Below are 11,267 nucleotides of genomic sequence, written 5' to 3'. Positions count from 1 at the left end.
AGACCCTACCATCAACCCCATGAAGGACGTTCAGGGCTTCCACCACGTGGCGATCCAGGCGAAGGACGTGGAGCGCGTGACGGCGTTCTATCGCGACCTGCTGGGCTTTCCGGAGCTGAAGCGCCACCTGCGGGAGGACGGCACCCTGCGGAGCATCTGGGTAGGCGTCCCCGGGGGCGCCTTCCTGGCCATCGAGGCGGTGGACGGGACGCCGGCGGGGGAGCCATTCCGCCACTCCGCGCCGGGGCTGCTGATGTTGGTGTTCCGGATTCCGCGTGAGGCGCGGGGTGGGGTGGTGGAGACCTTGGCCCGCGCGGGGGTGCCGCTGGAGCACGAGACGCGCTGGACGCTCTACGTGCGGGACCCGGAGGGCAACCGGGTGGGGCTGAGCCACCATCCGGACGACTAGGGGCGCGTGCCCGGCCGGGTGCTTGCGGAGGGGAAGGGGGCATGGCTACAAGCGGCCCCATGCGCCTGGGCGAATTGCTGGTGAAGGACGGCCTCGTGTCCGCGGCGGGGCTGGAGGAGGCGCTGGAGTCGCAGGTGGTCCACGGCGGCCGGTTGGGGACGAACCTGGTGGAGCTGGGGCTCCTGTCCGAGCAGGACCTGGCGAAGGCGCTGGGGCGGCTTCACAACTGCGCCTATGCGTCCGGGGAGATGGTGCCCGACCCGAAGGCCGTGGCGCTGGTGAACCTGAACGAGGCGGACGACAAGGAGTTCCTGCCGATGCGGGCGGACGCGACGCGGCTGAGCGTCGCGGTGGTGAACCCGCATGACTTCCCGACGCTGGACGCCATCGCGTTCAAGACGGGCAAGCGCGTGGTGCCGGTGGTCATCCCCGAGTTCCGGATGAACCAGCTGCTGCGCCGGCACGCGAAGGCGTTCCGGCAGCTGCGGGCCATCGACATGAACGCGGTCCGGCCCCGGCCCGCGAAGGGCGCGGCGGCGGAGCTGGCGAAGGCGGCGGAGCGGCCGCCGGACCTGATGAGCGAGGAGGAGTTCCAGTCCGTCTACGCGCAGGCGCTGCGCGGCGGTTCGGACGCGGAAGGGGAGGTGTTGGAGGGGGAGCTCGTCATCACCGGCGAGGAGGTGATGGAGGCGCCCGTGGACGCGCCGCCCCAGGGACGGCCCGCGATGCCGACGCAGCCGCGCGCCGGAGCGCCCGCGGCCCCGCGAGTGGACATCCCCGCGCACATCGCGCCGCCCGTCCCGGTGCAGGGAGTGCCCGCGCCGGTGGCTCGCGCCGCGAGTCCGGCGGGGCAGGGCGCGGGAGTGCCCGCGCAGCTGGCGGGGCAGGCGGGAGTGCCTGGCCACATGGCGGGGCAGCCTGGAGCGCAGGGAGCGCCCACGCCTCTGGCGGGGCAGGCGGGTGCGGCGCAGGGCGTTCCGGCGCATCTGGCGGGGCAGCCGGGTGCGCACGGCGTCCCAGCCCATCTGGCGGGGCAAGGCGGAGTCCCGGCGCACCTCGCGGGGACTCACGGCGTCCCGGCGCACCGCGCGGCTCAGACGGGTGCGCATGGAGTTCCGGCGCACCTCGCGGCTCAGGATGGAGCCCATGGCGTCCCGGCGCACCTCACGGCTCAGACGGGTGCGCATGGCGTTCCGGCGCACCTCACGGCTCAGGCTGGAGCCCATGGCGTCCCGGCGCACCTCGCGGCACAGGCGGGCGCGCAGGGCATGCAGCATCCCGTCGGGCACGGAGCAGGTGCGCAGGGCATTCCCGCGCAGGCTGGCGCGATGCCCCCGGGCTCGCCCGCGAGTCCACCGGTGGCCGCGAAGCCGGTGGCTCCTCCTCCGACGCCGCTCACGTTCCCGGAGGCCCAGGCGGAGCTGGCGCGCAGCTCGGACCGCGAGGACGTGGCGCGCACGGTGCTCCGCTTCGCGATGGGCAAGTGGCGCCGGTGCCTGCTGCTGTCCGTGCAGGGCAACCTCGTCACCGGCTGGCACGGCATGGGGCAGGGCGTGAGCGCCGAAGGCGTCCGCCGCATCGGCGTGCCGCTGCGCGACCAGAGCACCTTCCGCCTCGTGCGCGACCTGCGCTCCCACTACGTCGGTCCGGTGAAGCGCGACGCGGCGATGGGCATGTTCTACCGCCTGCTCGGAGGCGGCTTCCCCTCGACGGCGGTCATCCTGCCGCTGCTCGTGCGCGGCAAGGTGGTCCACCTGCTCTACGTGGACAACGGCGCGGAGCAGTTCACCCCGCCGGACGTGGGCGAGCTGCTCATCCTGTCGCAGGGCGTGGGCCGCTCTTACGAAGCGATGATGCGGCGGCGCAAGAGCGCGTAGCGCCGTCCCGCGCGAAGCTCAATCGTCGCCGGTGGCCCGCGCCGGTTCGCGGGCCAGCACGGGCACCGCGTCCGGACGGTCCCACAGGACGAAGTGGCTGCACCCGTCCAGCTCCACCACGTCGAGCCCCGGCTCCGCGCGCCCGGCGCTCTCCCGCATGGAGGCGGACTCCAGCACCCGGTCCTTCCCCGGAACGAGCACCGTCCCCCGCCGCACGTTGGCGAACAGGGACGCGTCGCGCGTCTGGCTCCAGGCGTCGATGTCCCGCAGGTTGACCATCATCGTGGCCACCCGCTTCGGGTTGAATGGGAAGGCCATGATGAGCTCGCGCTTGCGGGCGTTCTCCAGCGGCCCCCACGCGGCCTGGTTGTGCCGGGCGATGGGCGCGAGCCGCCACAGGGGGATCAGGAACGGCAGCAGCCAGAGCTGCGAGGGCGTCAGGCTCCGGTAGGGGCGGGCCTGCGGGAGCACGGGCGCCTCCAGCACCACCTCCACCCGCTCGAACAGGTCCGGCCGCAGCTTCGCGGCCTCCAGGACCACGGCGCCGCCGCGCGAATGTCCATGGACGCGCACGACGTCCGTCCGGGGCAGGTGCTCCAGGGCCTGCACCAGCACCGCGGCGTCATGGGCGATGGTGCCCTCCGGCTCGGTCGGCACCTGCGCCCAGGGGGCGGACTCCTCGCGCGGGTCGGTGATGGGCAGGTGGTAGTCGCAGCTCGTCAGCAGGATGAGCTGGAGGTCGGGCTCGCCGTAGTGGTGCGTGAAGTAGCGCATGTCCGCCACGAAGCCGTGCATGACGATGACCGTCGCGCGGGGCTGCACGCAGCGACGCTCGGCGATGACGGCCTTGCCCACGCGGTAGACGTGGCCGTCGAAGGGCTCGCTCGCGCGGGGTGGGCCCACCCGGTGCATCAACCACCAGCGCGCGGTGGGCACCAGCACGGCGGCGCCAGCGAGGACTCCAAGAGCGACGAACATGCACTCACCCAGGGCGGGAAGGGCCTCCGTGCCTCGCGGCGGACGGGCCGTGACCTGGCGCGCATCATAAGGGCCGCGCTCGCCTCCTGCTGCTCGAGCGGTGAGGGTGGAAGGCGCCGCGTGCCCCGCCTGACGGCGCCGGGCCTCCGGAGCCGCGTGCACGGGAGGCGCATGACTCTTCAGCCGTCCGGGAAGGCGCGTCGGGTGGGAGCGCCAGGGCTCACGGGTCCACGGGGAGGACCGGGCCGCGCGCGCGAGCCCCGGGAGCCCCGCGCACCACCAGCCTGCGAGCCTGCTGGAACAGCGGCATGGGCGGCTCCTCCGCCACGTACACGCCCCAGTAGTACTCGCCGGGGGCGAGGCCGGGCAGCAGCACCTGCTGCGGGCTGCCCTCGCGCACGAGCACCGGGTGTCGCAGCTCCCGGTCTCGCGCGACCACCAGCCGGTAGCGCGGCGCTCCGCCGGTGGACTGCCACGCGAAGAGCAGGTCCTCGGCGGCCGAGCCATCCGGGGCCTCGTAGCCGTCCCGAGGGGCGACGAGCAGCCCCCGGGGGCGCTGGCGCTCCACGAAGATGCGGCGGGCGAAGCCGGACTCGCCGGGCCGTCCTTCCGCGTCCAGCGCGGACACGCGCCAGACGAACATGCCGGGCTCCGGCGGGGCGAACGTGAAGGCCAGGCCCTCCACCCGCGTGTCCACGATGCGCTGGCGGAAGCCCAGGTCGCGGGCCACCTGCACCTGATAGGTCCGCGCGCCGTCCAGCGGCTTCCAGCTCAGGGGGACGCGCAGCTCCGGGCTCCACGCGATGCGCGCGTCCACGCCCGGTGAGAGGCTGGCGGGGAAGGGCGGGCCGTCGTGCTCGACGTCCTCCAGGCCTCGCGCGACGTCCAGCCAGGTGCCGGCATCGAGCGTGCGGCGGTGCATGCCCTCGGACAACAGCAGGCGGCCTCGGGACACCCGGAGGTGCATGCCGCGCGCGGTGCGGGTGACGCGGAACTCCGTGGGGCCCGCGTGCGCCTCGACCGTGAGCGCCACCTGGCGCCCGTTGTCTCCGCGCAGCACGAGCGGCCCGTCCGGCAGCGCGTCCTCGGGCAGCAGGCCCCGAGCGGTGCCCGACTCCAGCGCCACCACCGCGCCGCCTCCCTCCAGCGGCGGGGGCCGCTCCACCTTCACCACGGTGCGCTCCTCCAGCTCGATGCGGCCACCGCCCCGAAGCTCGATGCGCGTGGACGCGTCCGGGCCGGTGCGCACCCAGTCGCCGGAGCGGAAGGTGGCGCCCGCCTCGAACGGCTCCCAGTACGCCGACGCCGCGCGCAGCGTGTCCACGGGACCGCGCGCGACCGCGCAGGTGGCCACGATGGCGGCCAGCTCCCGCGACACGGTCTCCGAGGCGCCCTCGTCCTCCGCGGTCCGTGCGCAACCCGCGACCAACATGACGAAGACGCATCCCGCGGCGCTCCATCGCCGGAGGGCCGTGCCCGTCACCTGCGCCACTGCCGGGTGCTCCGCGTGGACCGCCGCCCCTCCACGCGGGAGGGCCGTGCTCATCGCACCCTCCAACCCGAGGGTGCCTTGCGCAGCGTCTCTTCCAGGACGCGGAGCTGGACGCGGAGCGCGCTCCGGTCCGGCGCGGCCTCCAGCGCGGCGCGCAGGTGCGCCATCGCCTCCGCCACGTCTCCGCGCTGCGTCGCCTCCTCGGCCAGGCGCTCGAAGGCATCCGCCAGCGCGACCAGCCGCGTTCGCACGCGCGGATCCTCGGGCCGCAGCGCCCGGGCGGCCTGCAACTGCGCCAGCGCCGTGTCCTCGCCCGCGCCGGACAGCTTCGCCACCGCGATGAGGCGATCCGCGCGCGACAGGTGCGTCGCCAGCGCCACCTCCCGCGCGTGCAGCGGCCACAGCACCGCCGCGCCCGTCGCGCAGAGGACGGTGAGCGCCAGCGCGCCCCACCGCAGCGCGCGCCCATGCCGGGCGACCGCCAGCTTCACGGCCACCGGGACGCGCTGCTGCACGGCGGTGCGCCACCGGCGATAGCGGGGGAACGCATGCGGCCGGTCCTTGTTCCGCGCGACCCCCATCAGCGCCTCCGTCTCGCGCCGGGCCCGGTCCAGCGACTCGCCGAACAGCTCGTGCATCGTCTGCACCAGGTCGAAGGGCGGCAGGGTGCTCCGCACGCGCTCCAACGCATGCCGCAGCACCTTCGCGCTGGGCGCCCGGGCGGACGGATCCGTCGCGGTGGCCCACTGCACCAGCCGCTCCAGCTCCGGCGTCACCTGGGCGTTGAAGTGGGACGGCTTCAGCGGCCCGGGCGGCGCCTCCGCGCGGCCGGCCGCCTCCTGGGCCCGGTGCAGCGTGAGCAGCTCGTAGAGCAGCAGCCCCATCCCGTGGATGTCCCACGCGGGCTCCGGGCGGCCTCCGGCGGCCTGCTCCGGCGCCATGTACGCGCGCTTGCCCACCACCAGCAGGTCATTCCCGCTGGCGATGCTGGCGGACGCCACCCCCATGTCCACCAGCTTCACCTCGCCGTGCAGGCCCACCAGCAGGTTCCCCGGGCTCACGTCGCGGTGCACCAGGTGCAGCGGGCGTCCATCCAGGTCTCGCTGCCCGTGCAGGTACTCCAGCGCCTTGCCCAGCTCGATGGCGACCGTCACCGCCAGCGCCACCGGCGGCGGCTGGCCGCGCCGCCGCAGCGCCTGCACCAGGTCCGCGCCGTTGCGGCCGTGCACGTACTCCATGGCGATGAAGGGCCGGCCCGCCGCGCTGCCCACGTCGAACACCTGGATGACGTTGGGGTGCTGGAGCGTGGCGCTCAGCCGCGCCTCGGTGAGGAACAGCTCCGACAGGCGCGGGTGCCGCGCGTACTCCTGGAACACCAGCTTGAGCGCCACCAGCTTGTCCACGCCCTCCGCCATCGTGCGCCGCGCGAGGATCACCTCCGCCATGCCGCCCGCGCCCAGCCGCTGGAGCAGCTGGTACGGCCCGAACGCGTCGAACGGCCGCAGCCCGCCGTGCCACGCCTCCGGGTCTCGCGCGTGCAGCAGCTCCAGGTGCGAGTAGTCATTCAGCGCGGACACGCCATCCACCGAGGAGCGCGGCCGGATGCCCACCGGCGTCGGCTCCTCGCGCCAGGAGACCTCGCTCGCCTCGGACACGCCTTCGGGCGCGCTCGCGGCGGGCGTCCCCACCGGGGTCGGCGGCGGCTCGCGGGGGCTCAGGGGCAGGGGCAGGCTGTCCGCGTCCAGCGAGACGAACTTCACGAAGTAGCCGCGCACCCAGCCGGACACGCCGTGCTCCATGATCCGCACGCGGCCGGACACGGTGGGCCCGTCCCCCTGGAAGGCCACCTGGAGCGCGAACTCCGTCCCGATGGGCTGCGGCGTGTCCTCGGGAACGAACAGGCCGTGCTCCGTCATGCTCCTCCACAGCCTCGCGCGAGACTCCGGCGTGTCCGCGAACGGCAACCGGAACAGCCGGCCCTTCCTCTTTGGCTGCTTCACGCCTGTGCCTCCCCCCGACGGATGGACGGTGTGCTCCCGCGTCGCGTCACGGCGCGGCGGCCAGCGTCACCTGGATGGGCTCCGGCCGGTCGCCCACCATCACCTCGGCCCGCCACGTGGCGTGGCCCTCCAGCCGCACGCTCACCTGATGGACGCCGGGCGAGAGCGGCACCAGCGCGCCCAGCTGCCGCGCGAGCCCCATGGCGCGGCCGTCCACGAAGACGCGAGCGCGGTCCGGCATCACCGCCAGCCGCAGCCCCGTCACCGCCGCGCGGCCCAGGGCGGGAGCGGGCCGCGGTGGACGGGAGGGCTCCAGCCGCGGGAGCGCCAGGGCCTCGACGTCCCGCGGGCCCGGGGCGCCCGCGCACGCGCAGGCCCCCGCCATCAGGAGCATGGTGAATAGATGTCTCGGATGCGGAGGCATGACAGGGATTGGAGCGCGAGCGCCGGGCCCTCCGTCAAGGCACCGGCCCCCGCGTCGCAAGCGCTGTCTCCACCCATACATCCCGGTGAAGACAACACGCCCGGGGTGCTTTCCAGACCCACCAGCCCGGGTCGTCTTCCCGAGCGGAAAGAGGGGGTGTCCGCCGGTGGACGCATGGGCGCCGTCCGCGACCCGGAGCCGCGCGAGCAGGAGCGCCGCCGCGGGTGCGCCGGAGGACCCGGGAGGTGGCTGGGTTTGAGAGGAATTGGACCTGGGGCCGGGTCCCTGTGGATCCACGCATGTCAGACGCCACCCGTAACCTGCGAAACGTTCCCGCCCGAGTCCCACCCATGCCGACCCGCTCCCCCATGCCCGCCACCGCGTCACGGACACCGGCCCCGTCCCTGCCTCCCAGACCGTTCGCGTCCGCGCGCGACGGCCTCGTGCGCAGGGCGCCACAGCGCTTCGCGGGCCTCCGGCCGCTCCGGCTGGAGGACTTCGTGTCCGGGACGCCGCGCCAGCGGGAGTCCTTCGCGCGGCGGCTCGTCACCCACCTGTCTCAACGCGGCTTCTTCTACCTGGAGCGCCCCGCGGCCTTCCTGGAGCGCCACGCGCTGGCGGGCCTGTTCGGGCGCTACGAGGCGACCTTCCAGCACGCGCTGCTGGCGCACCCGTACCTGCACGCGCTCCTGCCCGCGGCCACGGTGTTCGAGACGGGCTACAACGCCACCTGGTACCCGGAGTCGCCGGTGGTGCGTCAGCCCATCGAGGCCTTCATGGCCAAGCCCGCCATGTGGACGTGCTTCCGCCGCCGCGTGGTGCCGGAGCCGGTGCGGGCGCTGCTGGACGCCTCGGAGGACGCTTACGACGCCTGCCACGCCGTGGGCATCGCGCTGCTGGAGGCGCTGGAGCTGGGCTACGGCCTGCGCCCCGGCGGGCTCACGCGGCTGTTCCGCCGCCGCTCGGAAGGGGCGGTGCGGTTCGTGAAGTACCACGCGCCCAGCACCGCGCGGCGCAGGCGGGAGGTGGTGGCGCACGCGTCGGAGCCGCACTCGGACAAGAGCTTCTTCACCTTCAACATGGGGGAGTCCCGGCCGGGGCTGGTGTGGCTGGACGGGGGCACGCCGCGCCTCGTGCCCAACGACGGGGGGCACTGGCTCATCACCTCCGGCCTCTTCTCCGAGGGGCTGACGCGCGAGCTGGACGCGCCGGTGCGCGCGTTCCGCCACACGGTGCACAACGACGGCGAGCGCGTGGTCATCCTGGGCTTCGTCACGCCCGAGGGCGACCTGCACGACCTGCCGCTGGACGCGTGGCCCGCGCCGCCGCTCGCGGGAGGCGCCCGTGGCTGAGCGCGCGCGCACCTCCAGGGACGAGGGGCCGGAGCACGTCTTCTTCTCCCCGCATCCGGACGACGTGGCGCTGGGCGCGTACGCGAGCCTGCTCGGCGTGCCCCGGGGCGTCGTGCCCACCCTCGTCACGGTCTTCTCGCAGAGCTGCTGGGAGTTCGTGCTGCCGGTGGACCCGTCGCGGGCGATGGCGGTGACGTCGCTGCGGATGGGCGAGGACCGGCGATTCGCCCGCGCGCACGGCGCGGACCTGGTGCACCTGGGCTTCCGCGACACCAGCCTGCGCGCGCCGCCGGGCGCCCCCGCCGAGCCGGAGGAGGCCCGGGCCGCGCTGGCCGCGCGCGTGCGGCTGGCCCTGGAGGAGGTGCTGGTGAGCGTCTCTCCGGACGCGGTCTGCTACGTGCCGCTGGGCATCTCCAGCCACGTGGACCACCTGATGGTGCGCGACGCGGTGCGGGCCCTGCGCGGCGGACGGAGCGTCGTCTACTACGAGGACCTGCCGTACTCCGCGCACCACCCGGAGGACGAGATCGTCGACTACGCCTGGGCGCTCGGGCTGTCGCCCCGGTGGCTGGACATGACGGCGCTGTGGTCCGCGAAGGTGCGCGGGCTGTCCTTCTACGCCAGCCAGCTGGAGCCCCACACGCTGCCCGCCGTGGAGGCGCACGCGCGGCGGCTGGGCGCGGGCCGGGGGCTGTGCGAGCGCGTCTGGACGGTGGCGCCATGAGCGCGAGGGAGCCCCGGGCGGAGGGGGACCTGCTGGTGCACCTCTCCTATGAGGCCACCCGCACGCTGGGAGGCATGGGCGTGGTGCTGGAGCACCTGGTGTCCGCGCCCGAGTACCGGCAGGCCTTCCCGCGCACGCTGCTGGTGAGCCCCACGGTGCGGCCGTGCGGCCTGGGCAGCTACGCGCCGGAGGAGTCGCTGGCGCGCGACCTGGAGGCGCACGGGGAGGTGTTCTACAGCGGCCTGCGCCGGGACAACCCGGAGCGGTGGACGCGCGTCTTCCAGCCGGTGGAGGAGAAGCACGACGTGTCGTTCGTCTACGGGCGGCGCGAGGCGCCGGGCGGCCCCGTGGAGGTGCTGCTCGTGGACCTCACCGACGTGCTCCGGGGCTACCGGGTGCGCCTGGGCACGCTGCCGGGGTTCCTCGCGCGGCTGCACACGCTGCTCGGGGTGGACCTCCCGTTCGACTGCCGGGGGCCGCGCCCGGCGCCGTGGCGGGGGCTGTCGCGCGTGTGGCGCCAGCGCTTCGGCACGCGGCTGGGCGCGGCGCCCTGGGTCAACCGCCTGTTCCGCGAGGCGGTGCGGCGCGGCCTGGTGGACGCGCCCGCGCTGGACCATGACGCGATGCTGGCCATCGCGCTCGCGGAGCCCGTCTTCGACGCGCTGGAGCGGCTGCGCCCGAAGGAGGGCGCGGGGACGGTCATCCTGGCGCAGGAGCACCTGTCGCTGCCGCTCGCGTACAAGGCGCTGCTGGACGGGCGCGCCTGGTGCCGCACCGTGTACTACGCGGGCGAGGTGCGCACGCCCCGGGTGCTCGTGGAGTACGGCGAGGGAGGGCAGGGCGCGTCCGACGCGCGCTTCTACAACATCCAGCGCCTGGGGCTGGAGCAGGGGAAGACGCTGGACGAGGTGTACCCCGTGGGCACCTGGCCCAGCTTCCAGATCCTGCGCAACGGCCACCTGTGCGACCGCGTGGGCGCGGTGAGCGCGTCCGTGGCGGACGAGCTGAGGTTCCTGGACGCGCGCTACGCGCTCCAGCCGGTGACGGTGGTGCCCCACGGGCACCGGCCCATCGAGACGGGCTGGGACGCGAAGGAGGCCGCGCGGGCGAAGGTGCTGGCCCATGCGCGCGCGCAGTGGGGGCGGGACTTCCGCCTGCTGCTCACGCACATCGCGCGGGACGAGGTCTGCAAGGGGCTCTGGCGCGACGTGGACGTGTGCGAGCACCTGGCCACGCTGCTGCCCCCGGAGCGCAAGCCCGCGCTGCTGGTGCTGGTGACGGAGTGGAGCGAGGCGGCGCCGTCCGACAACCTGCGCGCGCTGAAGGCGCGGGTGGACGCGTTCAACGCGAAGGACGCGGGCCTGCACATCGCGCTGGTGAACCAGCCCACGTGGCCCGCGGGCCTGGACTTCACTCGGGATGATCTGCACCGCGCCACGGACGTGTCCCTCGGCCAGTCGCTGTATGAGTCCCATGGACTGGCGCAGCTGGAGGCCCTGGGCTGCGGCGCCGTCTGCGTCATCTCCGGCGTGAGCGGCGCCCGGCGCGCCCTGAAGGGGGTGTGCGAGCGCCAGGGGCTGTCGGAGGCCGCGCATCCGAACCTCGTGGTGTCGGATCCGGTGGCGGATGCGCGCGCCGAGGGCCTGGCGCACTCGGTGGAGACCTGGAAGGCGCTGTCCGCCAGCGAGCTGCGGGGAGCGGAGCTGCGCACCGCCGCGCGCGTGGCGGAGGAGGTGGTGCGCCGCCTTCCACGCGACGCGCACGAGGGCCGCCTCCTGCTGGCGACGGGCTGGGCGCTGTCCGAGCGGCTGCGCTGGGAGCCGCTCATCCGCGAGCAGCTGCTGCCGCTGCTGCGCTTCCCGAAGGAGGAGGCGCGGGACGTGTCCGACTGGAGCGCGGCGATGGGCTGAGCCCGGCGCCCGCCGTCACGTGAGGCCCGGGACCGTGCCCGCGGGGGCTTGGCGCCCGGCGGAAGGTCTCCACGCTCCGGCGCATCGTCCGGAGCCCACGA

General features: G+C 74.6%; 9 protein-coding genes. 5 read left to right on the top strand and 4 right to left on the bottom strand.

Going from position 1 to position 11,267, the window contains the following annotated elements:
* Positions 1–19 precede the first annotated feature (19 nt).
* The gene (locus tag U8525_RS14885) at positions 20–409 is read left to right on the top strand and encodes a VOC family protein (protein WP_374266053.1); all 390 of its coding nucleotides are present in this window, start codon (positions 20–22) and stop codon (positions 407–409) included.
* A 41-nt stretch (positions 410–450) separates the two neighbouring features.
* Complete coding sequence (locus U8525_RS14880; RefSeq protein ID WP_374266051.1) at positions 451–2,286, top strand: hypothetical protein; 1,836 nt, start codon at positions 451–453, stop codon at positions 2,284–2,286.
* Positions 2,287–2,304: 18 nt separating this feature from the next.
* On the opposite strand, the gene U8525_RS14875 is transcribed toward U8525_RS14880, so the two are convergent.
* The 4 genes from U8525_RS14875 to U8525_RS14860 form a co-directional block, all read right to left on the bottom strand.
* Positions 2,305–3,264, bottom strand: coding sequence for an alpha/beta fold hydrolase (locus U8525_RS14875; protein WP_374266049.1), 960 nt, complete (start codon positions 3,262–3,264; stop codon positions 2,305–2,307).
* 220 nt (positions 3,265–3,484) lie between these two features.
* On the bottom strand, positions 3,485–4,810 hold the full coding sequence (locus tag U8525_RS14870; RefSeq protein ID WP_374266047.1) for a hypothetical protein: 1,326 nt from the start codon (positions 4,808–4,810) through the stop codon (positions 3,485–3,487).
* Positions 4,807–6,756, bottom strand: a complete 1,950-nt coding sequence (locus U8525_RS14865; RefSeq protein WP_374266045.1) for a protein kinase — start codon at positions 6,754–6,756, stop codon at positions 4,807–4,809. The genes U8525_RS14870 and U8525_RS14865 overlap by 4 nt, the downstream gene beginning before the upstream one ends.
* A 46-nt stretch (positions 6,757–6,802) precedes the next feature.
* On the bottom strand, positions 6,803–7,150 hold the full coding sequence (locus U8525_RS14860) for a PEGA domain-containing protein (protein WP_374266043.1): 348 nt from the start codon (positions 7,148–7,150) through the stop codon (positions 6,803–6,805).
* A 380-nt stretch (positions 7,151–7,530) separates the two neighbouring features.
* Here U8525_RS14860 and U8525_RS14855 point away from each other — a divergent pair, with 380 nt between their 5' ends.
* Genes U8525_RS14855 through U8525_RS14845 form a run of 3 tightly spaced genes read left to right on the top strand, consistent with a single transcriptional unit; the run spans position 7,531 to position 11,166 of the window.
* Positions 7,531–8,532, top strand: a complete 1,002-nt coding sequence (locus tag U8525_RS14855; protein ID WP_374266041.1) for a hypothetical protein — start codon at positions 7,531–7,533, stop codon at positions 8,530–8,532.
* The gene (locus tag U8525_RS14850; RefSeq protein ID WP_374266039.1) at positions 8,525–9,256 is read left to right on the top strand and encodes a PIG-L deacetylase family protein; all 732 of its coding nucleotides are present in this window, start codon (positions 8,525–8,527) and stop codon (positions 9,254–9,256) included. Before U8525_RS14855 ends, U8525_RS14850 begins: the two co-directional genes overlap by 8 nt.
* On the top strand, positions 9,253–11,166 hold the full coding sequence (locus U8525_RS14845) for a glycosyltransferase (protein ID WP_374266037.1): 1,914 nt from the start codon (positions 9,253–9,255) through the stop codon (positions 11,164–11,166). Before U8525_RS14850 ends, U8525_RS14845 begins: the two co-directional genes overlap by 4 nt.
* Positions 11,167–11,267: the final 101 nt, after the last annotated feature.

The organism is Corallococcus sp. RDP092CA, from assembly GCF_041903675.1.
GTDB lineage: Bacteria > Myxococcota > Myxococcia > Myxococcales > Myxococcaceae > Corallococcus.
This window is presented reverse-complemented; position numbering and strand designations above follow the sequence as displayed.

What these genes read in the sequence shown, in the direction of transcription:
- U8525_RS14845 (WP_374266037.1), top strand. Translation starts at nt 9,253, where the DNA reads ATGAGCGCGAGGGAGCCCCGGGCGGAGGGGGACCTGCTGGTGCACCTC.
- U8525_RS14885 (WP_374266053.1), top strand. Translation starts at nt 20, where the DNA reads ATGAAGGACGTTCAGGGCTTCCACCACGTGGCGATCCAGGCGAAGGAC.
- U8525_RS14855 (WP_374266041.1), top strand. Translation starts at nt 7,531, where the DNA reads ATGCCGACCCGCTCCCCCATGCCCGCCACCGCGTCACGGACACCGGCC.
- U8525_RS14880 (WP_374266051.1), top strand. Translation starts at nt 451, where the DNA reads ATGGCTACAAGCGGCCCCATGCGCCTGGGCGAATTGCTGGTGAAGGAC.
- U8525_RS14870 (WP_374266047.1), bottom strand. Translation starts at nt 4,810, where the DNA reads ATGAGCACGGCCCTCCCGCGTGGAGGGGCGGCGGTCCACGCGGAGCAC.
- U8525_RS14860 (WP_374266043.1), bottom strand. Translation starts at nt 7,150, where the DNA reads ATGCTCCTGATGGCGGGGGCCTGCGCGTGCGCGGGCGCCCCGGGCCCG.
- U8525_RS14875 (WP_374266049.1), bottom strand. Translation starts at nt 3,264, where the DNA reads ATGTTCGTCGCTCTTGGAGTCCTCGCTGGCGCCGCCGTGCTGGTGCCC.